The organism is Hyunsoonleella ulvae (assembly GCF_016827605.1).
In the GTDB taxonomy this organism is placed as follows: domain Bacteria; phylum Bacteroidota; class Bacteroidia; order Flavobacteriales; family Flavobacteriaceae; genus Jejuia; species Jejuia ulvae.
This window is the reverse complement of the sequence record NZ_JAEPJQ010000004.1, coordinates 1-25,308: the sequence shown is the minus strand read 5'-3', so window position 1 is coordinate 25,308 and position 25,308 is coordinate 1. Positions and strand designations below refer to the sequence as shown.

General features: G+C 34.7%; 23 protein-coding genes, 1 other RNA gene and 2 pseudogenes. 11 read left to right on the top strand and 15 right to left on the bottom strand.

Translation table 11 applies throughout. The features are described 5' to 3' along the window. Positions 1-60: 60 nt before the first annotated feature. The 3 genes and pseudogenes from JS605_RS11320 to JS605_RS11310 form a co-directional block, all read left to right on the top strand. Complete coding sequence (locus JS605_RS11320; RefSeq protein WP_203257840.1) at positions 61-1,347, top strand: DEAD/DEAH box helicase; 1,287 nt, start codon at positions 61-63, stop codon at positions 1,345-1,347. A gap of 5 nt (positions 1,348-1,352) precedes the next feature. Continuing rightward, entirely contained in the window at positions 1,353-1,568 is a 216-nt protein-coding gene (locus JS605_RS11315; protein ID WP_203257839.1) for a DUF6500 family protein, read from the top strand. Between the two features lie 5 nt (positions 1,569-1,573). Then, a pseudogene (locus tag JS605_RS11310) lies at positions 1,574-1,795 on the top strand (VF530 family protein); the annotation flags it as partial. Positions 1,796-1,864: 69 nt separating this feature from the next. Here JS605_RS11310 and JS605_RS11305 read toward each other — a convergent pair. From JS605_RS11305 to JS605_RS11270, 9 genes and pseudogenes are all read right to left on the bottom strand, one after another. Continuing rightward, positions 1,865-2,284: a DUF805 domain-containing protein gene (locus tag JS605_RS11305; protein WP_203257838.1), complete on the bottom strand. Its 420-nt coding sequence runs from the start codon at positions 2,282-2,284 to the stop codon at positions 1,865-1,867. A 31-nt stretch (positions 2,285-2,315) separates the two neighbouring features. Continuing rightward, positions 2,316-3,080 (bottom strand): tryptophan synthase subunit alpha, encoded by a 765-nt coding sequence (gene trpA / locus JS605_RS11300; protein ID WP_203257837.1) that lies wholly within the window; start codon positions 3,078-3,080, stop codon positions 2,316-2,318. A gap of 125 nt (positions 3,081-3,205) precedes the next feature. Then, positions 3,206-4,387, bottom strand: coding sequence for a tryptophan synthase subunit beta (gene trpB, locus JS605_RS17690; RefSeq protein ID WP_317194155.1), 1,182 nt, complete (start codon positions 4,385-4,387; stop codon positions 3,206-3,208). 33 nt (positions 4,388-4,420) lie between these two features. Next, positions 4,421-5,008, bottom strand: a pseudogene (locus JS605_RS17685) (phosphoribosylanthranilate isomerase); the annotation flags it as partial. Between the two features lie 155 nt (positions 5,009-5,163). Beyond that, the gene (gene trpC / locus JS605_RS11290; protein WP_203257836.1) at positions 5,164-5,946 is read right to left on the bottom strand and encodes an indole-3-glycerol phosphate synthase TrpC; all 783 of its coding nucleotides are present in this window, start codon (positions 5,944-5,946) and stop codon (positions 5,164-5,166) included. Positions 5,947-6,004: 58 nt separating this feature from the next. Beyond that, positions 6,005-7,000, bottom strand: a complete 996-nt coding sequence (trpD, locus tag JS605_RS11285) for an anthranilate phosphoribosyltransferase (protein ID WP_203257835.1) — start codon at positions 6,998-7,000, stop codon at positions 6,005-6,007. A 98-nt stretch (positions 7,001-7,098) separates the two neighbouring features. After that, a complete protein-coding gene (locus tag JS605_RS11280) occupies positions 7,099-7,665 on the bottom strand; it encodes an anthranilate synthase component II (RefSeq protein ID WP_203257834.1) in 567 nt (188 codons plus the stop codon). A 2-nt stretch (positions 7,666-7,667) separates the two neighbouring features. Next, positions 7,668-9,074, bottom strand: a complete 1,407-nt coding sequence (locus tag JS605_RS11275; protein WP_203257833.1) for an anthranilate synthase component I family protein — start codon at positions 9,072-9,074, stop codon at positions 7,668-7,670. A 280-nt stretch (positions 9,075-9,354) separates the two neighbouring features. Then, on the bottom strand, positions 9,355-9,816 hold the full coding sequence (locus JS605_RS11270; protein WP_203257832.1) for a MarR family winged helix-turn-helix transcriptional regulator: 462 nt from the start codon (positions 9,814-9,816) through the stop codon (positions 9,355-9,357). A gap of 128 nt (positions 9,817-9,944) precedes the next feature. On the opposite strand from JS605_RS11270, the gene JS605_RS11265 reads away from it, so the two are divergent. The 5 genes from JS605_RS11265 to JS605_RS11245 all read left to right on the top strand — a co-directional run bounded on the left by JS605_RS11265 (position 9,945) and on the right by JS605_RS11245 (position 12,556). Next, entirely contained in the window at positions 9,945-10,478 is a 534-nt protein-coding gene (locus JS605_RS11265; RefSeq protein ID WP_203257831.1) for a TlpA family protein disulfide reductase, read from the top strand. Positions 10,479-10,484: 6 nt separating this feature from the next. Continuing rightward, complete coding sequence (locus tag JS605_RS11260; RefSeq protein ID WP_203257830.1) at positions 10,485-11,099, top strand: thioredoxin family protein; 615 nt, start codon at positions 10,485-10,487, stop codon at positions 11,097-11,099. Positions 11,100-11,199: 100 nt separating this feature from the next. Then, positions 11,200-11,517: a rhodanese-like domain-containing protein gene (locus JS605_RS11255; RefSeq protein WP_203257829.1), complete on the top strand. Its 318-nt coding sequence runs from the start codon at positions 11,200-11,202 to the stop codon at positions 11,515-11,517. A 9-nt stretch (positions 11,518-11,526) separates the two neighbouring features. After that, positions 11,527-11,910, top strand: coding sequence for a rhodanese-like domain-containing protein (locus JS605_RS11250; RefSeq protein WP_203257828.1), 384 nt, complete (start codon positions 11,527-11,529; stop codon positions 11,908-11,910). Between the two features lie 319 nt (positions 11,911-12,229). Further along, the gene (locus tag JS605_RS11245; protein ID WP_203257827.1) at positions 12,230-12,556 is read left to right on the top strand and encodes a hypothetical protein; all 327 of its coding nucleotides are present in this window, start codon (positions 12,230-12,232) and stop codon (positions 12,554-12,556) included. A gap of 48 nt (positions 12,557-12,604) precedes the next feature. On the opposite strand, the gene JS605_RS11240 is transcribed toward JS605_RS11245, so the two are convergent. Then, positions 12,605-13,630 (bottom strand): LacI family DNA-binding transcriptional regulator, encoded by a 1,026-nt coding sequence (locus JS605_RS11240; RefSeq protein WP_203257826.1) that lies wholly within the window; start codon positions 13,628-13,630, stop codon positions 12,605-12,607. A gap of 216 nt (positions 13,631-13,846) precedes the next feature. Here JS605_RS11240 and JS605_RS11235 point away from each other — a divergent pair, with 216 nt between their 5' ends. The 3 genes from JS605_RS11235 (at position 13,847) to JS605_RS11225 (ending at position 18,051) form a co-directional block, all read left to right on the top strand. Next, positions 13,847-14,893: a sugar kinase gene (locus tag JS605_RS11235; RefSeq protein WP_203257825.1), complete on the top strand. Its 1,047-nt coding sequence runs from the start codon at positions 13,847-13,849 to the stop codon at positions 14,891-14,893. A 91-nt stretch (positions 14,894-14,984) separates the two neighbouring features. Beyond that, positions 14,985-15,653: a bifunctional 4-hydroxy-2-oxoglutarate aldolase/2-dehydro-3-deoxy-phosphogluconate aldolase gene (locus JS605_RS11230; RefSeq protein ID WP_203257824.1), complete on the top strand. Its 669-nt coding sequence runs from the start codon at positions 14,985-14,987 to the stop codon at positions 15,651-15,653. A 184-nt stretch (positions 15,654-15,837) separates the two neighbouring features. After that, positions 15,838-18,051 carry a coiled-coil domain-containing protein gene (locus tag JS605_RS11225; RefSeq protein ID WP_203257823.1) on the top strand — a complete coding sequence of 738 codons (2,214 nt, stop codon included), beginning with the start codon at positions 15,838-15,840 and terminating at the stop codon, positions 18,049-18,051. 90 nt (positions 18,052-18,141) lie between these two features. On the opposite strand, the gene JS605_RS11220 is transcribed toward JS605_RS11225, so the two are convergent. The 5 genes from JS605_RS11220 to JS605_RS11200 all read right to left on the bottom strand — a co-directional run. Beyond that, positions 18,142-21,381 carry a WD40/YVTN/BNR-like repeat-containing protein gene (locus JS605_RS11220; RefSeq protein WP_203257822.1) on the bottom strand — a complete coding sequence of 1,080 codons (3,240 nt, stop codon included), beginning with the start codon at positions 21,379-21,381 and terminating at the stop codon, positions 18,142-18,144. Between the two features lie 117 nt (positions 21,382-21,498). Then, positions 21,499-21,895: a transfer-messenger RNA gene (gene ssrA / locus JS605_RS11215) on the bottom strand. A gap of 507 nt (positions 21,896-22,402) precedes the next feature. Next, positions 22,403-22,984 (bottom strand): archaeosortase/exosortase family protein, encoded by a 582-nt coding sequence (locus JS605_RS11210; RefSeq protein WP_203257821.1) that lies wholly within the window; start codon positions 22,982-22,984, stop codon positions 22,403-22,405. Next, positions 22,984-23,205: a hypothetical protein gene (locus tag JS605_RS11205; protein WP_203257820.1), complete on the bottom strand. Its 222-nt coding sequence runs from the start codon at positions 23,203-23,205 to the stop codon at positions 22,984-22,986. Before JS605_RS11205 ends, JS605_RS11210 begins: the two co-directional genes overlap by 1 nt. Positions 23,206-23,217: 12 nt before the next feature. Continuing rightward, positions 23,218-25,308, bottom strand: a 2,091-nt coding sequence (locus JS605_RS11200) for a MopE-related protein (protein ID WP_203257819.1), incomplete at its 5' end; no start/stop codon positions are given.

Genomic DNA, 25,308 nt, shown 5'->3' with positions numbered 1-25,308 from the left:
GTATATTACATTATGTGATTTTTATCTCTAAGTCCAATTTGAGCTTCATAAACATTATATATGTCATTTCAATCTCTAGGCTTATCTAAAGCCTTGCTAAGAGCAGTTAGCAAAAAAGGGTACGCTACCCCAAGTCCTATTCAACAAAAAGCCATTCCTTTAGTTTTAGAAGGCAAGGATGTGTTAGCGTCTGCACAAACAGGTACAGGGAAAACAGCAGGCTTTACATTGCCTATATTACACTTGCTTTCTGAAAACCCTAAACAGAAATACAGACCTATTCGTGCGTTAATTTTAACCCCAACTAGAGAATTAGCAGCCCAGGTTTATGATAATGTTAAAGCGTATAGCGAGTTTTTAAACTTACGAAGCGCTGTAATATTTGGGGGTGTTAATCAAAAACCTCAAATAGCAACAATACGACGAGGTGTTGATGTTTTAGTAGCCACTCCCGGGCGTTTGTTAGATTTACAAAACCAAGGGGTATTATCTATTAAACGCATAGAGATTTTTGTTTTAGATGAAGCCGATCGTATGCTGGATATGGGGTTTTTGAGAGATATTCAGAAGGTCATTAATTTGATGCCAGATAAGCGCCAAAATTTGATGTTTTCTGCAACCTTTTCAAAAGATATTAAGAAGTTAGCGCATGGTATTTTAAACAATCCAGTTCAAGTTGAAGCTACCCCAGAAAATACAACTGTTGAAGCTATTTCTCAAAAAGTATATCGCGTAGCAAAAGCGAAAAAAACAGGTTTGATTATAAAGTTAATTTCAGAAGGTAATTGGAAACAGGTTTTAGTATTTACGAGAACTAAGCATGGCGCTAATCGCTTATGTGAAAAGATGGTTAAGTCTGGGATTACAGCTGCAGCTATTCATGGTAACAAAAGTCAAGGTGCTAGAACCAAGGCCTTATCTGGTTTTAAAAGCGGACAAGTTCGTGTTTTAGTAGCTACTGATATTGCTGCACGTGGGTTAGATATCCCGTTATTACCACATGTTATTAATTTTGAATTACCCAATATTTCCGAAGATTACGTACATCGTATTGGTAGAACAGGTAGGGCAGGAGCAAATGGGCAAGCTATATCTTTAGTAAGTGCAGACGAGACGTCTTTCTTAAAAGGTATTGAAAAGTTAATAGGAGAAAACATTGAAGTGGAAATTATTGAAGGTTTTGAGCCTGACCCCAATGCCTCAACAGAACCTATCAAACCTGGGCAAAATAGACAGAGAAGAAATAAACCTAGAAACTCCAACTCCAATAATTCAAGAAGGAATAGAAACTCTAGAAATAGAAATAATAAAAACAAATCTAGAAGGCGCAACAATAGCATTAATTAAAACTTATGCGTAAGATTTTAAAAGATAAAATTATTGAAGTTTGTAATAAAAAGATTGCCGATAAAGGTGCAAATGTAGGTGTGTCTTTTTATGCCTTTTTTAAAAATAAAAATGACAACCCAGAATTGTTAATGGAAGTAGCTACATGGTGGATAGAAACCCATAAGTTAGATCATTTTGAAAAAGCTGTAAAAATAAAAAACCTTATTGAAAAGCTTTAATGTAATCACAACCCAACAACCCATTACATGGCAAAAAACTAGAACAGATTATTAATGATTTAGTAACACATTATGGTTGGGAATATATGGGCTATCAAATAAAAATTAGATGTTTTCCTCATAACCCTTCAGTAAAATCGAGTCTAAAGTTTTTAAGACGTACACCTTGGGCAAGAACAAAAGTAGAGCAACTATATTTAAGAATGTTTGAAAATAACAAACGCTAATCTATAACCTTAATTTCAATATCCTTAAAGTTTATACCTTGTCCTTCAGATTGTAATCATTATTATTAGTTACTGATCTAACAAAGGTTTCCCTATATCGTCAATTTCATTATCTATTTCAGGATTTTTTGGGTCAGGACCGTATTTGTTTGTCCCAACATCACCATTTTGAACAGTGAATACCAACATGATAATTCCTCCAACATAGGGTATAAATGATAATAAATAATACCATCCACTTTTCCCTGTATCATGTAATCTTCTAACTGTAACTGCTATTGATGGAATTAAAATAGCTAAAAAGTATACACCGATTAAAATCATAGGTATGAAAGCGGTATCATCGTTACCAACAAATAGACCTGATAATAGTGCAACTCCAAAAATTATTAATATATTAATGAGAGTAAACATCCAATACTCTTGTCGTCTTGCCCTACCTTGAAAATTTGCGTAATTATCTCTTACAACTTTTAAGTACCAATTCATATTATCCGTTTTATTATCTGTAGGTAAATATCTAGTTTATAATTGAATCAACAAAACCGTTTATCGATTTTGCACCATGTTTAGTAACATACTTCACAAATGCACTGCCAATAATAGCGCCTTTAGCATATTTAGTTGCTTGTGTAAATGTTTCGTTATTGCTTATACCAAAACCTATCACTTGTGGATTTTTTAAATCCATGTTACCAATACGCTCAAAATAAGCGGTTTGTTCTTTCCCAAAGCCAGATTTAGCACCAGTGGTGCTAGCACTGCTTACCATGTAGATAAATCCGTTTGAAATAGAATCGATATACCGAATACGCTCATCGCTAGTTTGTGGTGTAATTAAAAACACATTAATTAAACCGTACTTTTCGAAAATAGCTTGATATTTTTCATGGTATACATCAACTGGCAAATCAGGAATAATTAATCCATCTATACCCAATTCTTGGCATTTCTTGCAAAATGCTTCCACACCGTATTGAAACATCGGATTAAAATATCCCATTATAATTAGTGGTATAGAAACTGTCTCACGAATCCCTTCCAGTTGCTTAAAAAGCACTTCGGTTGTCATTCCATTTTTTAATGCAGCTGTAGAACTGTCTTGAATAGTTGGTCCGTCCGCTAGAGGATCGCTAAAAGGCAACCCGATTTCTATCATGTCTACACCGTTTTTTTCTAAATCTTGAATAATACCAACAGTATCATTAAGATTAGGATAACCTGCTGTAAAATATATCGACAATAACTTTTTGTCTTCTTGTAATTTGCTTTTTATTCTGTTCATACTATCTGTCATTCCTGCGAAGGCAGGAATCTATAATTTAGTTATACTTTTTTTTGTGGATTCCGCATCAAGTGCGGAATGACAGTTATTTTAAAAGATTCTTATTTTCATGGGAATACAAAAAATTAAATTTTAAAATAATCAATATAATTCTGTAAATCCTTATCACCACGGCCTGATAAACTCATTACTACAACATCGTTTGGTTTAAAGGTTTTATGCTTAAAAATAGCAAAGGCATGAGACGTCTCAATAGCAGGAATAATACCTTCTAGTTTAGATAATTCCAAGCCAGCTTCCATAGCATCACTATCTGTAATAGACAAAAATTCTGCGCGCCCCGTTTTAGATAAATGCGCGTGCATGGGACCAACTCCAGGATAATCTAACCCAGCCGAAATAGAGTAGGGCTCAGTAATTTGTCCGTCAGCCGTTTGCATCAACAAGGTTTTACAACCATGAATGATACCTTCTCTTCCTAAAACAGATGTAGCAGCACTTTCGCCAGAATCTATACCTAAACCAGCAGCTTCTACAGCAATAATACCTACATCGGGCTCGTGTAAATAATGATAGTATGTTCCTGCAGCATTACTACCACCACCAATACAAGCCACCACATAATCTGGGTTTTCACGCCCTTCCTGCTGCTTTAATTGCCATTTTATTTCTTCTGAAATAACTGCCTGAAAGCGTGTTACCATATCTGGATATGGATGAGGACCAATGGCAGAACCAATAATGTAATGCGTATTTACAGGGTTATTAATCCAATCGCGAATGGCTTCGTTTGTAGCATCTTTTAGTGTACGACTTCCAGAAAGGGCTGGCACTACTTGTGCACCTAACATTTTCATTCTAGCTACATTTGGTGCTTGTCTTGCTATGTCGATTTCTCCCATATACACAATGCATTCCATACCCATTAAGGCACAAACAGTAGCTGTAGCAACACCGTGTTGGCCTGCACCCGTCTCGGCAATAATTCTAGTTTTACCTAAACGTTTTGCCATTAAAATCTGCCCGATGGTATTGTTTATTTTATGTGCTCCCGTGTGGTTTAAATCCTCACGCTTTAAATAAATTTTAGTATTGTATTTTTCAGAAAGATGTTTAGCATAATATAAGGGTGAGGGTCTGCCAACATAATCTTTTAGAAGCTTGTCAAATTCTTTTTGAAAGTCTGGCTCTGCCATAATTTTTAAATAGTTTTGACGTAACTCTTCTACATTTGGATATAGCATCTCTGGAATGTAAGCACCACCAAATTCGCCATAGTATCCTTTATCATCTACATTGTAATTCATTGTTTTTTTATTGTATAATTTATTAATGAATTCTCTTAAAATTGAACTGTTTTTTAAACCTGGTTCAGTTTCAAATTTACTGTTTACATCAATGGCGTAACAGTATGTTGAAGCATCACTTTTTTGAAATTCCTTGATTGCTTCTACTTGATCTAAACCAATGCCTCCACTTAAAAAAAAGGGTTTTGTTGATGGATAATTGTTTAAAAGGCTCCAATCAAAAGTGTAGCCATTTCCACCTGGAAGTTTCCCTTTGGTATCAAACAAATAATAGTCGCAAACATTTTCGTAGGGCTCTAGGACATCAAAGTTAAAGCCTTCTTTTACTGAAAATACCTTAATAATCTCAATGGGTCGAGATAACAAACTTGTAGACCGCAATATGCTACAGAAATAGGGTAATTCTTCGCCATGTAGTTGAACGGCATCAAGTTTAAATTCGTTTACCTTTTCAACAATTGTTCCTATTTCAGCATTAACAAAAACACCAGTTTTTTTGATACTGTCTGAAATATCAGGGATTTTTGTGTCAAAATAACGAGGTGTTTTTTCATAAAAAATAAATCCAAGATAATCTGGTTTTAAAGCAGCAATACTTTCAATATTATCTTGGTATTTCATGCCGCAAACTTTAAGCCTTACCCTAGACCCCTCCAAAGAAGCGGGAACTTGTTGCGTAATATTTTTATCTTCTTTATTCATAACATTTTCTTTTTCCATTTCCATTTGAGTAAGCATCCTCTCCCTTCGGAAGAGCCTGCCTGCCAGTAGGCAGGTTAGAGGAGGCTTTTTATAAATTCTGTTGTGCTTTCCCCAGGATTATCAGTTTTCATAAAGTTCTCACCAATTAAAAATCCTTGATAGCCGTAAGGTTGTAATTCCTTTATAGCGTTAATATTGCTTATTCCACTTTCTGATACTTTTACAAAATCATCAGGTATAACAGTGCTTAGGTTTTTACTGGTTTCTAAACTTACCTCGAATGTTTTTAAGTTACGATTATTTACACCCAACATATCTAAACTAGGCATGATAGATTTGTGTAATTCTTCTTCATTATGAACTTCTAAAAGCACATCTAATTTTAAACTTTTGGCAAATTCAGAGAATTGTTTAATTTCATCTTTAGTTAAAATGGCAGCAATAAGTAAAATAACATCTGCACCATAAGCTTTGGCTTCTAGTATTTGATATTCGTCTACAATAAATTCTTTTCTTAGAAGTGGTAGACTACAGCTTGCTCTTGCGGTTAATAGGTCGTCTAAAGAACCGCCAAAGTATTTACCATCTGTCAATACAGACATACCACAAACACCAGCAGATTCGTAGCCTTTGGCTACATCTTGAACATTAAGGCTATTGTTAATTACCGATTTAGAAGGTGAACGCCTTTTATGTTCGGCTATGATCCCTGTTTTACTGTTCTTGAGACTATTAGCTAAAGAAACAGTAGGCCTTTCAAATAAAACAGATTGCTCTAACTGAGAAATAGGAATTAGAGATTTTCTAAGTTCTACTTCTTTACGTTTATCTAATGTTATTTTATCTAGTATGTTCATGTTTCAGTGTTCAGTGTTCAGTGTTCAGTCGCAGTAAAATGCAACTGCACACTGTACACTAATTTTTACTAAGTTCAATCAATGTATCTAAACGCTCTTTCGCCTTACCAGAGAACAGTGATTCCTTTGCCATTTCAAAACCTTCTTTATGTGTTGTTTGTCTGGCCGTTGCAATGGCTAATCCTGCGTTGGCACAAACCACATTATTCTGTGCTTCGGTGCCATTTCCATTAATAATATCTACAAATATTTTTGCAGCATCGGCAACGGTATTGCCTCCAAAAATAGCTTCTTGTTTTATAGTTGAAAGTCCTAAATCTTCTGGAACAAATAATTTTTCAGAATGATTGGAAACAATTTTAGCTTTTCCTGTTAGCGAAATTTCATCATAACCATCTAAAGCATAAACAATGCTATAGTTTTTATCTGTATTTTGATAAATGAAACTATATAAGCGTAACAATTCTAAACTAAAAACACCCAATGCTTGATGCTTGGGAAATGAAGGGTTTACCATTGGCCCCAGCATATTAAAAAATGTTTTTACACCTAACTCTCTTCGTATAGGTGCCACATTTTTCATAGCGGGATGAAATAAAGGTGCATGTAAAATACAAATACCAGCTTTGTCTAAGCAGCGTCTTAAAAAGTCTTCATCATTAGAGAACTTTACCCCAAGATGTTCCATAACATTGGACGAACCTGAAGTTGATGATACCCCATAATTACCATGTTTTGATACGTTTACTCCAGCACCTGCCGTTACAAAAGAGGATAATGTAGATATATTAAAGGTGTTTTTGCCGTCGCCACCTGTACCTACAATGTCTATAGCATCAAAATCCTTTAAATCTACTGCAACACAAAGTTCTAGTAGGGCATTTCTAAACCCTGTTAGTTCCTCAATAGTAATGCTTCGCATCATATATACTGAAAGAAAACATGCAATTTCACTTGGGTTGCACATATCGTTTGATATGTTAACAATAACCTGTTTTGCCTCTTCCGTAGAGATGGTTTCGTGATTTATTAATCTGTTTAAAATGTCTTTCATAAGCCTCTCCCTAACCCTCTCCAAAGAAGAGGGAACTGTTAGTTACTTTTTTTTATTTATTCGAGTAAGCACTGCCTACTGCTACTGCAAACTGCTTACTAGTTATTTACCCAATTCTCCAATATCTTTTTTCCATGTGGAGTTAGTACCGATTCTGGGTGGTATTGTACTCCTCTCACATCATATTCCTTATGTCTTAAAGACATTACTTGTCCGTTAGCATCAAAAGATGTTGCTTCTAATGTATCTGGAAGGTTAGAGCTAACCACCCAAGAATGGTAACGCCCCACTTCGATATCTTTTTCTAAACCTTTAAAAATATATTCATCATCAACACTAATGGTAACATTGGTTGAAACCCCATGATATACATCATCTAGGTTTACGAGCGATCCCCCGAAAACTTCTCCAATGGCTTGTTGCCCCAAGCAAACACCAAAAATACTTTTTGTGGCTGCATATTTTTCGATAATAGATTTTAATAAACCAGCTTCATCAGGAATGCCAGGTCCTGGGGATAGCACAACTTTATCATAAGGCGCAACATCTTCTAGGGTTAATTTATCATTTCTAAATACGGTAACATCACAATTTAAGTCCTCTAGATAGTGTACTAAATTATACGTAAAACTGTCGTAGTTGTCTATTACTAATACTTTTTTCATAATTAAATATCTTCTGCTAGTGTAATAGCTTTTGTTAATGCTCCTAACTTATTATATACTTCTTGTAACTCATCTTCTTTATTTGATTTTGAGACTAAGCCTGCACCAGCTTGCCAGAATAATTTATAATCTTTACTTAAAAAAGTACGTATCATAATGGCGTGGTTAAAGTTACCATCAAAGTCCATAAATCCGATGGCACCTCCATAAAATGCTCTACTAGTTTTTTCGTAATCTTCAATCAATTGCATTGCCCTGTGTTTTGGCGCTCCACTTAAAGTACCCGCAGGAAAAGTGTCTGCCACAACCTGCATGGTTGAGGTGGTATCGTGTTTTTGACCTGTAACTTTACTTACCAAATGAATTACATGCGAGAAGAATTGTACTTCGCGATACGTTTCTACATTTACTTGGCTGCCATGACGGCTTAAATCGTTTCTAGCCAAGTCCACCAACATTACATGTTCAGCATTTTCTTTATCATCTTTCTTTAATTTGTCTGCTAAAATTTCATCTTTTTCTTCATCTCCTGTACGTTTAAATGTTCCAGCTATGGGATGGATTTCTGCTAGTCCATCATCAACAATTAATTGTGCTTCTGGAGAACTTCCAAAAATTTTGAAGTCCCCATAATCGAAGTAAAACAAGTAAGGGGATGGGTTAATACTTCTTAAGGCACGATAGATATTAAAATCATCTCCAGTAAATTCCTGAGAAAATCGTCTAGATAATACTAATTGAAATACATCTCCACGTTGGCAATGTTTTTTGGCAATATCAACATGTGCTCTAAATTCATCATCGGTTAAATTAGATGTGATATCTCCTTTGGCAGTGAAGTTATAAGATGCAAAATTTTGAACATTTATAAGTTTGTCAATAGCATCAATATTATTGTCTACCCCTTCAAAACAATGAGCAAAAATATAAGCTTCGTTTTTAAAGTGATTAATGGCGATAATATTTTGGTATACGGCATAATAGATGTCAGGAATAACTACTGAATCATTCTTTTTACTTATTTGGATATCCTCAAAATAACGCACTGCATCATAAGCTGTGTAGCCAAATATACCGTTGTTTATAAACTTAAAATTCTCTTCTGATGAAGTATCAAATTTTTTGGTAAAATTATAAATTTCGTCAACTACATTTATGTCTTCTGTTATAGTAATGGATGTAGAACTTCCATCAGGAAACGTTTCTGAAATTACCTCGTTTTCAACCTTAATCGTGGCAATAGGATTGAAACAGATATACGAGAAATTTTTATGGTTTCTGTGGTAATCACCACTTTCTAATAATATACTGTTTGGATATTTATCACGAATCTTATAATATACCGTTACAGGTGTAATGGTATCTGTAAGAATGCGTTTATGATGGGTATAAAGACTAAATTTTTTCATAATTATGCGAGTTCTGAACTCAAAGAAAAAAGGCTTGTCGTGAATGACAAGCCTTTTTTGATATTTTTAATTTAAATATACTAGGATTTTACTTCACGAATGTTAGTTTCGAGAGCACCACCACCAAGTATTATTTAATTCTTTATTCATTTTACAAATCAATTGTGGGTCAAATATAAAAACGAAAATATAATTATACAACGCTTTGTGTATTTTTTTAAACAAAAAACTACCATAATGTATTATGGTAGTTTTGCACGATTATTGAGTTTAGAGAGAGTTAGTCTGCTATTAACCGTAATTTACTCAATAACCTTATCAACTCTGAAGCCTCCTTATCTGTAAGTTGGCTTACTATTTCTACTTCTTTACTATCAATCAATTTATCTATTTGACTTAAGAAGTTTAACCCCTCAGTTGTAATTTTTATATCTATTTTTCTTTTGTTAGTACTATTTATTTGTTTTTTTACGAGTCCCTTTTTGATTAGCTTATCTACCAATCGTGTTGTGTTACTCATTTTATTTATCATCCGTTCTTGGATGTCACTTAGTGTCGCTGGATTCCCTTTTTGCCCTCTTAAAATTCTTAATACATTAAACTGTTGTATTGATATTCCCTTAGGCTTTAACAGCTGATTTAATTCTCCATTAATTAATCCAGAGATGTACAAAATATTGACCACAACATTTTTGGATAGCGGAATACTAGAGCTTAATTTTAAAATATCTTCTATCCGCATTTTCAACTGTTGTATATACAAATGTAGGTAAAATAATCAACTTCTGTGTGTTTTGTTTAAATATTTGTTAAACCTTCTTATGACTCTTCTGCTATTGTTTAAATTTAAACATATAATATAGAAACTAAATGGTATTGAGATTATTAATAGTTATACTGCTAATCACAGTATCGTGTAAGGAAAAGAAGGATATTAAAGCCGAGCAACATGTTAAGGTTGAACAGGAAAATGTTACCAAGGCAGATATTGATTTAGAGGTTTACGATTTTGAACGATTTCAAACGTTTTTAAAAAGAACTGATGATAAAACTTATGTTATTAATTTTTGGGCAACATGGTGCGGTCCCTGCGTTAAAGAGTTACCATATTTTGAGAAACTAAATGAAACCTACAAGGATAAAGGAGTTGAAGTAATTTTAGTGAGCTTAGATTTCCCCCACGTATATGAGTCTAAATTGAAACCTTTTATTGAGAAGAAAAATTTGAAAAGTAGGGTAGTGGTTTTAAATGATGATAATGAAAATAGATGGATTAATGAGATAGATGAGTCTTGGTCTGGCTCAATTCCAGCAACTATTATTTACAATAAAAACAAACGTAAATTTTTTGAAAGGTCATTTACCTATAAAGAATTAGAACAAGAAATAAAACAATTAAAATAATTTACCATGAAAAATTTATTAAAAATAGTTCCTCTTATTGCAATTGCAATTTTTGCAAGTGCCTTTACAAATACTAATCACAACGACGGTTATGATGTTGGTGATGTAATTGAAGATTTTAAACTAAAAAACATTGATGGAAATTTTGTGTCGTTAGCCGATTATGAAGAAGCAAAAGGATTCATTATCACTTTTACCTGCAATACCTGCCCGTTTGCTATTGCTTATGAAGACAGAATAATAGCTTTAGATAAAAAGTATACCCCTAAGGGATATCCTGTAATTGCTATAAATCCGAACAACCCAAATACCAAACCAGGCGATAGTTATAAAGCTATGCAACAGAGAGCCAAAGAAAAAGGATTCACGTTTCCTTATCTAGTAGATGAAGGACAAAAAGTATATCCCAAATTTGGAGCGACTAAGACACCACATAATTATTTAGTCCAAAAAACAAAGAAAGGCATGGTAGTAAAATATATAGGGTCTATCGATGATAGTTCCAGAAACCCAGATGCTGTTAGTGAAACTTATCTAGAAGATGCTGTAGACGCCCTTCTTAGTGGAGAAGAAATTAAGCTTAAAAAAACTAAAGCCATAGGTTGTTCCATAAAAGTATAAATAGGATTGAGAAACAGATAAAATCCGAAGTTGTAATACTTCGGATTTTTTTTCGTCTATCTTTTTAAGAAGTTTTAAATTTGCAAAAAATCATATAATAATGGAAGATTTAACACAGGATGAATGGGCTGAGCAGTTGGCAAATGATGACAACGCTGTTGTACTGGATGTAAGAACTGATGAAGAGGTTGCTGATGGGATTATCCCTAATGCTGTTCATTTAGATATTTATAAAGGTCAGGAATTTATTGATGCTATAGAAGCGTTAGATAAATCCAAAAGTTACTATGTGTATTGCCGTTCTGGAAACCGAAGTGGACAAGCCTGCCAAATTATGGAAGAGTTAGGTTTTGAAAAAGCCTTTAATTTAGAAGGTGGTATGCTACAATGGACAGGGGATGTGGTAGATATAGAATAATAGCTTCCAATGCGGCATTTTAAGTTATTAATTATAACGACCATCTTTATTAGCTGTATCTCTCATGATGAAAACTCTTTAGCTTTAAAAGCAGAGGCTTTTAAAGCTAAAATTGAAAATGAAGATGTGCAATTAATTGATATAAGAAGTCCGAAAGAGTTTAGTGCTGGCCACATTAAAAAAGCAGTAAACATCAACTATTTTTCCAAAAATTTTCAAGATAGTATACGTTTGCTAAAAACTACGTTACCAATATTTGTTTATTGCCGCTCAGGTAAGCGTAGTTCAAAAAGTATAGCTCTATTTAAGTCTGTAGGTTTCGATTCGATTTATCAATTAGAGGGTGGATTGTCACAATGGAAATCCCATGGATTTGGAGTAGAGGAAGATTAGTATTTAAATATGGTTGTTTTTCAATTTTGTGTTTTCTGCTATAGCGCAAAGAGTCTACGATAATTAAAACTCTGGTTTACGGATTAATATTTGCCTATTACAATATTTTCGAATAGCAATTAACACCCCAAAAAAACTATAATAATTAAAAGCTTTGGTCATTATCTTATTTGGTTAGAGCTTTTTATCTTTTTTTTAAGTACTTTACCTTTTTTATTTTTAAGAAAGTACTTCTTTTTTCTAATTTTATTTAAAATTTTAAATGCTAATTCATAGCATATTGAGATTTTAATAATTTTTACCCTGAAATATTAGAATTATGGAAAATGGCTTACTGATTATAGGATTGATTGCATTGTTGTTTTTGAGTATGTATGGTTATGCGTATGGCACTGTTGCTTTAGAAAAAGGGAAACTTAAAAAACAACAACAAGAGTTGGAGCGTATAGAAGCCAAGAAAAAAGAAGAGCGCCTTGCACGTCAAAAACTCAGAGACGAAAAATTAGAAAAACTTAAAAAGCGTAGTGAGGAAATTAGATTAGAATTAAATAGACTCGAAAAAGTAAATTTACAAAGAGCTACCGCAGACCAGAAGAAAGTTGAAAAAATGAAGGAACGCATAGAGCAGAAGCAGCAAGCGAGCTAGTTGAGAAACTCTAAGATATATAGACACCAAATAGGTGTCTTTTTTTTGCTATATCCTTTTTGAGGAAGCCCTAACTATAAGTTCTGCATCCAAAATCATTTTATTAAGTGTAACTTCTTCATCTGGATTTGATATCCTCCTTAGGAATGTCTTTGCAGCCAATTCGCCAATTTTTTCACTATGTTGCTCAACCGATGAAATTGAAGGTGTAGCAATCGCTGCAAAAGGTTCGTTACTAAAACCAACTAGGGCAATGTCCTCAGGAACACTTATATTGTTTTCTTTCATCACTTCAAGTACACCTAAAGCAGCATAATCCCCAGATACATAAATACCATCGGGTTTATTTGGAAGGCTTAATATCTTCTTCATTAGCTCTCTACCGTCACTCTGTCTTAAATTACATTCGTATATTAAGTTTTCTTCAAAAGGGAGATTGTGTTTTTTTAGAGCATCTAAATATCCCCTTATTCTGTTTTTATAGATTCTTGTGTGGCTAAAACCACTTATATGTGCAATTCTTTTACAACCTTGTTCTACAAGGTGATCTATAACTACATGGCTACTCATATAATCATCAATACCAACATAATCAACATTTAGATCGTTTTCACCTCTGTCAAATAGTATTAATGGAATCCCTTTTTGTTTTATTTTGTTATAATAATCAAGTTTTACAGTTTCGTTAGCCATTGACGCAATAATACCATCAACCTGTGTAAACAAGAGTGCTTCGATATTCTTGCATTCTTTTTCATAGGATTCGTTAGATTGCGTAATGATTATATTGTATCCTTTTTTATTTAAAATGGCTTCAATGGTTTCAATAACAGAAGAAAAGAAATTACTATTGGCTCTGGGTATGATAACGCCTACCAAATTACTTTTTCCCTTTCTCAAGGCGGTAGCGATATGGTTAGGTTGGTAATTGAGATTTTCAGCAACTTGTAAAACTGCCTTTTTCGTTTTTTTGCTTATTCTAGGGTGGTTGTTTAAAGCTTTTGAGACAGCAGAGGGAGTAATTCCCAAAACATTAGCAATATCTTTTATGGTAGTTTTTTTTTTATATGCCAATTTTTATTTACTTTTGTTTCAACGTTTGAACAAATATACTGTTTTTATTCAAATCATAACTAGACCAACTAAAAATACATACATACTTTCCTTTTTATAATTGACTTTATAACTTTTTGTATTTCATTTTATTAAAAGAAAATTAGGTTTATTTTTATTTTGTTATAATTTGTTCAATCGATGGAACAATTAAAAAAATAATATTATTTAAGTACAATGGCAAAAGTAGTAACATTTGGAGAAATCATGTTAAGATTAGCTCCACACGGATTTTTAAGATTTTCGCAATCCACATCATTTGATGTAATTTATGGCGGAGGAGAAAGTAACGTAGCGGTATCTCTAGCTAATTATGGTATTCCCGTAGATTTTGTAACACGTTTACCTAAAAATGATATCGGGGAATGTGCATTTATGGAAATGAGAAAAAGAGGTGTAGGTGTTGATAAAGTTGTTTGGGGTGGAGACCGTTTAGGAATTTATTTCCTTGAAACTGGAGCTGTAAATCGGGGTAGTAAAGTAGTTTATGATAGAGCACATTCTGCAATGGCTGAAATTAAAGCAGGTATGGTAGATTGGGATGCTGCATTTGAAGGAGCAGATTGGTTTCACTGGACTGGGATTACTCCAGCAATTTCGCAAGGAGCGGCTGATGCTTGCCTAGAGGCATTAAAAGTGGCGAGTGCCAAAGGACTAACCATCTCTACAGACCTTAATTACCGCCAAAAGCTTTGGAAATATTGTGATGAAGCACATAGAGAAGCAGTCATGACTGAGTTAACATCTTATTGTGATATCATTTTAGGAAATGAAGAAGATGCTGAAAAACATTTTGGTATCAAGCCAGAAGGTTTAGATATAACAACGCAAGGAGAGCATGTAAAAGGTGCTGCATTTTTATCAGTTTGTGATCAAATGTTGAAAAAATTTCCACGTGCTAAAAAAGTAATCACAACTTTGAGAGGTTCAATATCAGCTTCTCATAATACGTGGGCAGGTGTTTTATATGATGGAAAAACATTATTTGAATCTCCTCAGTATCAGATTACAGATATCGTTGACCGTGTAGGAGGTGGAGATAGCTTTATGGGAGGTCTTATATATGGATTAATAGAATATGAAGGAGACGACCAAAAAGCGTTAAATTTTGCAGTAGCAGCTTCATGTTTGAAACACACAATAAAAGGAGATGCTAACCTAGCTACAATAGATGAGGTTAAGAAATTAATGAGTGGAGATGCTTCTGGGCGTGTAGCAAGATAAAAAAGTGTTTAATTGTTGATCTGTTAGATCACTAATTAAATTGGTTTAACAGTTCAACAACTACACAAATCAACAATTATACATTTATAAAATGGCACAGTTTACAAGATTAGAAGTTGCAGCAGCAATGAAAGAGACAGGGATGATTCCCTTGTTTTTTAATCAAGATATAGAATTAAGTAAGAAAGTATTAAAGGCCTGTTATGATGGTGGTGCTCGGTTAATGGAGTTTACTGCACGAGGTGATTTTGCTCACGAAGTTTTTGGGGAATTAACCAAATATGCCATAGCTGAATTACCAGGAATGATCATGGGAGTTGGTTCCGTTACCGATGCAGGTCAAGCTTCGCTTTATATGGCTTTGGGAGCAAACTTTATAGTAACCCCAGTGCTAAGAGAAGATATTGCAATAGTTTGTAATAGAAGAAAAGTGTTGTGGTCTCCTGGTTGTGGTACGCTTACTGAGATTACTAGAGCAGAAGAACTAGGATGCGAAATAGTAAAATTATTCCCAGGAGATATTTATGGACCTCAATTTGTTAAAGGTATAAAAGGCCCTCAGCAGTGGACTTCCATTATGCCTACAGGAGGTGTAGCTCCAACTGAAGAAAATTTAAAAGCATGGTTTGATGCAGGAGTAACATGTGTAGGTATGGGCTCAAAATTAATATCAAAAGATATTATTGCAAATAAAGACTATGCAAAACTAGAGCAAGACGTAAGAAATGCACTAGCCATTGTAAAAGCAGTTAGGAAATAGTTTATTACTAGTATTATTGATGGTATTTTATCCAATAAATACTATCTAAAAGCCATTAATCACAGTAAATAAGTGGTTAATGGCTTTTTTTTGGTTGGACCAATCAATTTTTTTTATTTTGATCTTTGTACTTTGCATTTCTATGGGATGTTTAAATTGTTAAAAAGTAAACCCAAATCTTAAAGTGAAACGTTTTATATTCTTCATTACTTTATCAATTCTATCAACTAGTTTGTTTGCTCAAGACGAGGTAATAAAAACTAAGTTTATTGAAAGTGGAACTATTCATGAAAGTGTAGATGCTAATTCTTCTATAGTCATTCATTTTAAGAGGAACCAGAAGTGTATAGTTTTAGAGTATTCCGGACAAAACACATATAAAGTTAAATATGATGAGGTTCTGGGTTATGTAGGGGACGAGTTTCTCGATATTACAGAAAGCATGATGGATTTGTTTTACGACTATGAAGAACGGGAAATGCAAAAGCTAATAGCAGAGGAAGAAAATAGGCAGAAAAAAATTCGAGAAATAGTAGAAAGAAAAGCGCAAAGAATAAAAGACTCTATTGCCAAAATAGAAGAAGAGAAGAGGAAAAAAGCTTTAGCCATTGAACGTGCCAAAGCTCTGAAAGAGCAACGAATCAAGGATTCTATAGCTAAAGTAGAAGAAGTAAAACGTTTAAAAGAATTAGAGCGTCAACGTTTAGCGGCCCTAAAAGAAAAAAGGAGGTTGGATTCCATAGCCAAGGTCCAAGAAGAGTTGAGACGTATAGAAATGGAAAAAGAAGCGGCAAGACAACGTGCTGAAGCATTGAAGGAACAACGCCGATTGGATTCCATCGCCAAAGCAGAGGCAGAGGCTCAAAGACAATTGGAGCGCCAACGAGAACTAGAGCGTCAACGTTTAGCGGCCCTAAAAGAAAAAAGGAGGTTGGATTCCATAGCTAAGGTCCAAGAAGAGTTGAGGCGTATAGAGCGGGAAAAAGAAGCGGCAAGACAGCGTGCTGAAGCATTGAGGGAGCAACGCCGATTGGATTCCATCGCCAAAGCTGAGGTAGAGGCTCAAAGGCAATTGGAGCGCCAACGAGAACTAGAACGCCAACGTTTAGCGGCCCTAAAAGAAAAAAGGAGGTTGGATTCAATAGCCAAGGTCCAAGAAGAGTTGAGGCGTATAGAGCGGGAAAAAGAAGCGGCAAGACAACGTACTGAAGCATTGAAGGAGCAACGCCGATTGGATTCCATCGCCAAGGCAGAGGCAGAGGCTAAAAGGCAATTGGAGCGCCAACGAGAACTAGAACGCCAACGTTTAGCAGCCCTAAAAGAAAAAAGGAGGTTGGATTCAATAGCCAAGGTTCAAGAAGAGTTGAGGCGTATAGAGCGGGAAAAAGAAGCGGCAAGACAACGTACTGAAGCATTGAAGGAGCAACGCCGATTGGATTCCATCGCCAAGGCAGAGGCAGAGGCTAAAAGGCAATTGGAGCGCCAACGAGAACTAGAACGCCAACGTTTAGCGGCCCTAAAAGAAAAAAGGAGGTTGGATTCCATAGCTAAGGTCCAAGAAGAGTTGAGGCGTATAGAGCGGGAAAAAGAAGCGGCAAGACAACGTGCTGAAGCATTGAAGGAACAACGCCGATTGGATTCTATCGCCAAAGCAGAGGCAGAGGCTAAAAGACAATTAGCGTTACAAAGGGCATTAGAGAAACAAAAGAAAGAAGCTCTTGATGCAAAACGTAGGTTAGACTCTGTTGCTCAAGTAAAGGAATTAGAAAAGCAAAAACTTGCAAGCGAATTAGAATTGGCAAGGCGGCAACTTAAAGTTTTGAAGGAAAAACAATTAAGAGATTCCATTGCAAAAATTAGTGCTACCAAACAACAGCAGCTAAGAGACGTGGCATTGCAGCAGCATAATTTAGGGGAAGATAAAAATCAACAAAAACTAGAATCAAAACAGAGAGAGATTGAGGAACGATTAAAGTTCAGGGATTCTTGTCATTATCAAATTAACGAATACGACAAGTTTTATAATTTAAGAACCATACGAACAGAGGCATATGCTATAGCAGAACATTTAACGGTTGAACTCTATAAACAAGGTTTAAAGACGAATGTATTTTTTAATTTATCTAAAAATGATTTAGGGTGTGCTAGTTATTTGCCAAATCAACGCTCTAGTGTCAAGGTTACTCTTGAAAATGGTCAAGTAGTTTCATTTTACCACTCATGGGACATAGAATGCGGAAATTTTATGTTTAAGGCCAACTTGAGTAAAGCAAAAATATTAAGTTTATTAAAATATCCAATTAGATCTATCCTTCTTAAGGGTACTAACGATTCTTTAGAAATAACAAGAATAGATTACAAGGAGTTTTTTATGGATAAGTTAAAATGTATTGAATAACATATAAATACTAACCATAAAAACCTCAATATTACTCATTGGTTGAGGTTTTTTTATTAATGCTTTAGACACTAAGTTTACTTAATGTAACTAATCCAATAGCTTTGGTATTCCTTTTTCTAGTAGTATCTTTTCAAGGGCATTGACGTTATTTACAAATGTGCCTATTCTAGGCTGTATACGACCGAATAGATCCTTGGCTTTTTCAAAACTCTGCATATGTGTTTTTGTAGGTCCATAAATAGTGCCAAAACCACGAGCAGCTACTGATAATCTAGAAGCTACAGATTGCAGATCCTTTTCGCGTATTTCTTTTTTGGATGCATTACCATTAATTACTTGACCTAGGTTGCGCATTTCACTCATTAAATCGCTAATTTGTTTCTCTAAAGTACCTGGTTCCATCATTGCATATACTGTAGCTTTATTGTAAGCCTTTAGCTTTTTTGTTGCATTATTAAATTGGTTTAATTTGATTTCAAAATTAGACTTAAAGGCTTTATAATCTTTTATATAAGCATCAATTTCACTAGCAATAGGGTTATCTAAACTATTTTCCCTAATTCTTACAATTTCAAATGTTTGAGGTGCAGACAATGGTGTTACAACACCATTTATCTTAGAAAACATGGAGACAGTATATGTGCCTTCATTAGCAAATAGATTATAACGGTACTCCGAAGGTTTACCTGATATTTTTTCCATGTTTAGCGACGATATGTTGGGTACTTTTAAGTTCCAGGCAACACGATTAAATCCTCTTTTGTAAGGTGCATTAACTCTGGTAATAAATTTGCCATCATTGTCTTTTACAACTAGAATAACTGAAGCTCCCTCTTCGTTTTTTTCACCATCTAAAGCATCCCATCCAGGAAATGGTATATCTTGATTTTCTTTTTTTAACTGTTTTTCTCTTCTTTGACGTTTCTCCATTCCACTCTGGAACCCCTCTGGAAGATAATACGTAAATACTGCACCATAATCAGGGTTTTTAGCTGTATAATATGAAGCGCCCTGGCTCGAAGTTCCACCACGTACAGGTTTATATTGTAACGCTTTTCTTGGTTTAAATAGCATTGGTGTTGCTAATGATTTTTCATCTAAGTTTCTTAAGGCACTGTAATCATCCAGAACATAAAATCCTCTTCCAAAAGAAGCTGCAACCAAATCATTTTCTCTTTTTTGGATGGCTAAATCCCTAAATGAAATGGTAGGTAAACCTTCTGAAAATTTAGTCCATTTTTTACCTTGGTTATGGCTAACGTAAATACCATATTCAGTAGCTAAAAACATTAAATTTGGGTCTACATGGTCTTGTACAATTCTCCAAATTAAAGTATTTTCTGGTAGTCCGTTTGTAATTGCAAACCAAGATTTACCACCATTAGTTGTTTTTAGTAAATACGGTTTGTAATCTCCAAATTTGTGATTGTCTAACGCCACGTAGGCAATATTCACATCGTATAAATCTGCTTTAATATCATTAACAAAAGCAGTGTAAGGTACGTTGGGCAAATTGTTTACCATTAACTTCGTCCACGAGTCGCCTCCATTTTTTGTATATTGAATGATTCCATCATCTGTTCCTGCATACAACACATTTTCATCTAAAGGAGATTCTGCCAAAGACGTAATAGTGTTATAGGTGGACATAGCATAAACATCCCAAGCAGCATCCCAACTTTGTTGTTTACCCATAATGGGTAGAGATAAACGTTCTTCGTTTTTAGTTAAATCTTTAGAAATTGGTGTCCAACTATCTCCTCTGTCATCTGAACGCCATACACGTTGTGTGCCAAAATACAAGCGTTTTGGGTTGTGGCTACTTACCAAAATAGGAGAATCCCAATTGTTGCGTTCGTAGGGTTCATCAATACCTTCTTGAGGTCTTATAAAAGTAGCCTCCCCAGTAGTTCTGTCAACTCTGTTTAAATACCCTTGTTGCGATTGTGCGTACATTATATTAGGATTGCCAGGCTCTGTTGCAGGTTGGTGTCCGTCACCACCTAACACCACAAACCAATCAGAGTTTGCAATACCATTTGTTCTAAATGTTCTAGAAGGGCCACCTTGCGTATTGTTATCTTGAGTACCACCATAAATGTTATAAAAGGGTTCTGCATCATCAACAGCTAATTTGTAAAATTGCGTAAGCGGTAGGTTATTTACATATTTCCAGGTTTTGGAGCCATCAAAAGACTCATAGATACCACCATCCGTTCCAATCAACATATAGTTTGGGTCGTTGGGTTTAAAAGTTAACGCATGGTTGTCAGAGTGCTTATCTTTTTCATTCATAATATAAAAGGTCTTACCGCCATCTTCAGAAACTTGTGCCCTTACATCCATTAAATAAAGTTTATCAAACTCATGGGGAGACGCTATAAGTTCTTGGTAGTAATGAGGACCAGTACCACCAGAAACAGTGCTAGACATTTTTGTCCAACTTGCTCCTTGATTATTCGACCTGTAAATGCCTCCAGTGCGTCTGTTCAATTCTATCGCAGCATAAAGCACATCTGGATTTATGGGAGAGATAGCTAAACCAATTTTACCCATGTCACTTTTAGGTAATCCAGTAGTGAGTTTATTCCAAGTGTTTCCACCATCAGTACTTTTGTAAAGTGCGGTTCCGGGTCCACCGCCCATGTAAGCTGCTACATTTCTATGGCGTTGCCATGTAGCTGCATAGAGTATGTTTTCGTTTCTTGGATCAATTAAAATATCAGTTACTCCTGTCCATTCGTTATCGCTCAATACCAATTTCCAAGTATTACCACCATCAGTAGTTTTGTATAAACCACGTTCGCCACCAGAACTCCAAAGCGGTCCTTGGGCAGCAACCCATATTTCATTAGAGTTTTTAGGGTTTACTATAATTTTTGATATGTGCTCAGATTTTTTTAAGCCTTTGTTTTTCCATGTTTTTCCACCATCATAACTCGCATAAATTCCATGACCTATACCAATGTGTCGTCCACCAACATTTTCGCCTGTTCCTAACCAAATTGTGTTAGGGTTATTAGGGTCTAGGGTTAAGCAACCCGTAGAGTAAAAGGGTTGTTTATCCGTAAGAGGACTCCATGTAGTACCAGCATTTTCAGTTTTCCAAACCCCACCAGAACCAACAGCAACGTACCAAATGTTTTGGTTTTCAGGATGTATCACAATATCCGCAATTCGCCCAGACATAAAAGCGGGACCGATACTTCTAAATTTTAATCCAGATAGTGTAGAGTCTTTTTTTGTTTCTGTTTTCTTTTGTGCGTTAAGGTTTAAGAGGAGAAATAATACAAGAATAGAGGTGCTTATGGTTTTTAAATTGATCATATTAGTTTTTTCTCAAATTTAACCATTGCACTTTCGGATATGTTAAATTTTAATAAAAAAATAACATTTTTGGAATAAAAAAACTCACTAACTTAAAAACTGTTAGTGAGCTTTAGAATGTGGAGTCGGAGAGAATCGAACTCTCGTCCAAACAAGTAACTAAAGAGCTTTCTACACGTTTAGTCTATTCTTGATTTTTCGATTGTAAACTGGCTAAAGACAACCTATTTACAACTTAGCTTTTAAATCTCGAAGGCGCATCAAAGCGCTACACCATCTTAGTTAATATTTACGATGCCTCTAAAAAGAACGCCATTAACCAAGGCTTTCTGGAGACATTTAGCTTTCCCGCCTTGCGGGACGTGGCTTGAACTTACTATAATTCAGTTATTAAGCAGCTAAAGCGTAGTTATTCTCGCCGTTTAAATTTTGGTCTAGCCTTTTACGTGTTTCAAAACCATTACACGACGTGCTTACCGTTCAATTAATCTCGCTGTCAAAACCAGTCGACCCCGTATTAATTTTTCTAAGGGCGTTACCCACAAGGGGTCGGGCTATCCGCTATATCTTTCTGCGAAGCAGTCCCGAACTTGTTTCGGGATCTCATTAATTCAAGACAAATAAGTTATTGATTTAAATATTCATCATAACTAACTTCACAAAAAGGATGCCGCTTCTATCCCTAACGCGGAGGGCAAATTTAGAAAATTCTTTGTTAATCATGCCAAATCCAATTAATTTAGAGCAAAAATTATTCCAAAGGTTCAGTTGGCAGTTATAGTGTCTATTGTATGGGTAGCTAATGTTGGTATTGATTATTCATGAGCATGGAAAAAGATCAGACATATCTGTAGTATATGTAACTTAAAAGTAAACGTGTCCATCTTAACTTATACTTCATCTAAAGCTTTGGCAGAACCTAAAGATTCTAATATGTAAAAATAGCAGGATAAGATTTTTTAGATTAAATAATTTATAATAGGGGATATGGCATATTTTAGAAGAGTTGTTGATATACTATTTAAGCAATACCTTGTTTCTTATTTTTTAAATTAAAGGGGGATGGAATCTTAAGAAGATAGAATATCCATATTATTGTTATTGCACCATAAACAATCAACTTAAACCAAAGGTCATGAGCTACTGTGAAATATTGGCTATAATATAAATTAATATAAGCTAAGCCAGAACACCTAAGTATGTTTAAAATATGAGCTGCAAACACGCCTAAAAGTATATAATATAACTTTCGCCAAAACTTAGAGGGCAAACAAATTATCAAGCCTATATAACGTAAAAATACAATAAGACCATTGCAAGAATCAGCAATAAAAACCACTTTAGTGGTTTTGTAATAAATTTGAGATGATATGACCTCATCATTATAAACGCTCTCTCTAATTACACTAAAATCAGAAGAGTTTGTTGAGATGTTTAACAGTTTAGTAGCATATTCTCCAATATGTGTAGTTAAAGGATAATTTATAAAGTTTAAATCGAGTGACAAAACAAGTTTGTATAAAACAAAATACAGTAAGGCTTTAATTAAAATAAGCCTTACTGTAAATGGTAAATAGTTATTTAAGAATAACTTAAAATTCACTATTTGTTACTATCTCGGTATTTTTTAATACCTATTGCAGAAGCAGCACCAATAATTAGAATAGCAAGTCCGCCATCCAATGGGACACCACTATTATCAACAGTGTCTTGAGGTCCAGTAGGAGGTCCTGTTTGTGCGCTTAAATTTGATGTACATACCAATGCTAAAATAATAGTCATGGCACTAATTACTTTTAAAAATGTGTTTTTCGTATTTTTCATTAGATTATGTATTTAATTGATATTTAATTTTTTAGTTACTGTTTTTCCTTTAGAGGTTAATTTTACAAAATAGATACCTTGATTTTGTGTAAAACTTGTGTTAATTGTTGCTTTAGTGCCTCTAACTAATCCAGTTCTAGTATATAACTTTGCGCCTATTGCGTTGTAAATGGTAACATCAAGGTCATCCATTCCTAATGGTATATCTAAGTAAAACTTACCAATACTTGTAGGATTAGGATATAAAGAAATCTGCTCTAAGTTTAATTTATCAACTGATAAAGTCGATTCTGAAGCAAATACAATTTTAAAGCGATCTGCAGCTATAGAGCCAGGGGTATCAGAATCAACAGTATATTCATATTCTACATTTCCGCTCTGTGGGACTTCAGTTGGTATATTCGTAAAGTTGTCAACTAAATAAGTAGTGACTCCTTGTATAGAAGATCCTTCGGCAACAATTGTATAGTTAGTGTTTCTATACGTATTAATTTCTAATTGAATTTCTTCCTCATTTTGAGGAACAGCTCTATTTTCAATACTCAATAATACACCATTGTTATTGGTTGCAAAATTTTCATCTAAGTTAGTAAATTTAACAGCATCTTGTATATCAACATCATTATTTCCATTAGTATCAAATAGAATTAACACACCATCGGTAGCCGATTCGTTAGCAGCTAAAGCATTACTTTCATATAACGATAAGCGTAATTCTCCAGCACTAGCTTTTTGTGCTGAATTTTTAAATACTAAAGTTTCAGATTCAGATGTTGCCTTACTATTTTGTGTAAAGTTTATTGAAGATGAACCAGATCCAAGAGTACTAACCCATCCTGCTTGACCTGCTTGTAAAAATTGATTGGCATCTGAATCAACAGATGAAGCATCACCAGTTGCAGCTATTATAGCGGTGTAAGCACCTCTGCTACCTAATGTTGGATCCCATACCCAATAAAATGTTGATCCAATATTTGTCGTGTTTGTCGTTAATACTGTATTCATATTAACTGGAGCTTGGAACGGATTTCCAATAGCAATAAATCGTTGCTCTGGAACATCTACGGTTATTGTGCTTGAACCTTCATTTTCTGCTGTTAACTTACCTGTAGCTATTAACGTTGTTTCTGTTGGTGTTGCATTATTATTGGTCAAGTCTGTATTTCTATCTCCTCTTACTAATATATGATACATAGTCCCAGGAATCAAATTCGTAGCATTAGTATTAGCCATAGGAACGTAACTATAAGCTTCATTATCAAAAATAAACATAGAAGAGTTACCAGAATTTGTAGCATCAAAACCATTTGCGCCAGAATTGGAGCCTGTAATATGCGTTCCTAATTGCCAATTTTCTGCAATAGGAGTACTAGTTGTTACAGGAGAAGCTAATTGACGATAAGCTCTTTTGGCTGGTATGTAACGTTCAATGGTAGCATCTCCAACGAAAGTACCGGTTCCTGAACCAATATAGGCTGATCCTGTTGCATCTGATTTAAGTGTAAGCGTACCATTATTTGTAACAGTTCCGTTATTACTAAGCACTGTATTGGGATTTATAGTTAAAGACGCTCCACTTTCAATTGATAAATTTAAACCTTCTTCTAAATTTAGATCAGCTGTTAATATAGGATAGTTATTGCTTCCTACATTAGGTATGGTTACATTGTTTGTTGGTGTTAAACCAGGAGCATTATTATTTGCCCAGTTATTAGCATTAGTCCAGTCAGAATCAGCTGTACCAGTCCAAACAAATGCAGAAGGTTCTATTATATCTGGTGTTTCAGGATTACAATCATCATCAATACCATTTCCTAATATTTCGGTAGCTGAGGAGTTCACTGCAGGGTCTGTGTCATCACAATCCGTATCAGAGTTTTCGCCATCGCCATCAGCATCTACCGTGTCTGGTGTTTCAGGGTTACAATCGTTATCTATCCCGTCATAAAGAATTTCGGTAGCTGAAGAGTTTACTGCTGGGTCTGTGTCATCACAATCCGTATCAGAGTTCTCGCCATCGCCATCGGCATCTACGGTATCAAGAGTTTCAGGGTTACAATCGTTATCTATCCCATCGTAAAGAATTTCGGTAGCTGAAGAGTT

Bases quoted from the DNA above. Each gene is read 5' to 3' on its own strand.
- trpD (WP_203257835.1), bottom strand. From the start codon at position 7,000: ATGAAAGACATTTTAAACAGATTAATAAATCACGAAACCATCTCTACG.
- JS605_RS11230 (WP_203257824.1), top strand. From the start codon at position 14,985: ATGGCACAGTTTACAAGATTAGAAGTTGCAGCAGCAATGAAAGAGACA.
- JS605_RS11280 (WP_203257834.1), bottom strand. From the start codon at position 7,665: ATGAAAAAAGTATTAGTAATAGACAACTACGACAGTTTTACGTATAAT.
- JS605_RS11245 (WP_203257827.1), top strand. From the start codon at position 12,230: ATGGAAAATGGCTTACTGATTATAGGATTGATTGCATTGTTGTTTTTG.
- JS605_RS11320 (WP_203257840.1), top strand. From the start codon at position 61: ATGTCATTTCAATCTCTAGGCTTATCTAAAGCCTTGCTAAGAGCAGTT.
- JS605_RS11315 (WP_203257839.1), top strand. From the start codon at position 1,353: ATGCGTAAGATTTTAAAAGATAAAATTATTGAAGTTTGTAATAAAAAG.
- JS605_RS11265 (WP_203257831.1), top strand. From the start codon at position 9,945: ATGGTATTGAGATTATTAATAGTTATACTGCTAATCACAGTATCGTGT.
- trpA (WP_203257837.1), bottom strand. From the start codon at position 3,080: ATGAACAGAATAAAAAGCAAATTACAAGAAGACAAAAAGTTATTGTCG.
- JS605_RS11255 (WP_203257829.1), top strand. From the start codon at position 11,200: ATGGAAGATTTAACACAGGATGAATGGGCTGAGCAGTTGGCAAATGAT.
- JS605_RS11205 (WP_203257820.1), bottom strand. From the start codon at position 23,205: ATGAAAAATACGAAAAACACATTTTTAAAAGTAATTAGTGCCATGACT.
- trpC (WP_203257836.1), bottom strand. From the start codon at position 5,946: ATGAACATACTAGATAAAATAACATTAGATAAACGTAAAGAAGTAGAA.
- trpB (WP_317194155.1), bottom strand. From the start codon at position 4,387: ATGAATTACAATGTAGATGATAAAGGATACTATGGCGAATTTGGTGGT.
- JS605_RS11305 (WP_203257838.1), bottom strand. From the start codon at position 2,284: ATGAATTGGTACTTAAAAGTTGTAAGAGATAATTACGCAAATTTTCAA.
- JS605_RS11235 (WP_203257825.1), top strand. From the start codon at position 13,847: ATGGCAAAAGTAGTAACATTTGGAGAAATCATGTTAAGATTAGCTCCA.
- JS605_RS11270 (WP_203257832.1), bottom strand. From the start codon at position 9,816: ATGCGGATAGAAGATATTTTAAAATTAAGCTCTAGTATTCCGCTATCC.
- JS605_RS11250 (WP_203257828.1), top strand. From the start codon at position 11,527: ATGCGGCATTTTAAGTTATTAATTATAACGACCATCTTTATTAGCTGT.
- JS605_RS11275 (WP_203257833.1), bottom strand. From the start codon at position 9,074: ATGAAAAAATTTAGTCTTTATACCCATCATAAACGCATTCTTACAGAT.
- JS605_RS11220 (WP_203257822.1), bottom strand. From the start codon at position 21,381: ATGATCAATTTAAAAACCATAAGCACCTCTATTCTTGTATTATTTCTC.
- JS605_RS11260 (WP_203257830.1), top strand. From the start codon at position 10,485: ATGAAAAATTTATTAAAAATAGTTCCTCTTATTGCAATTGCAATTTTT.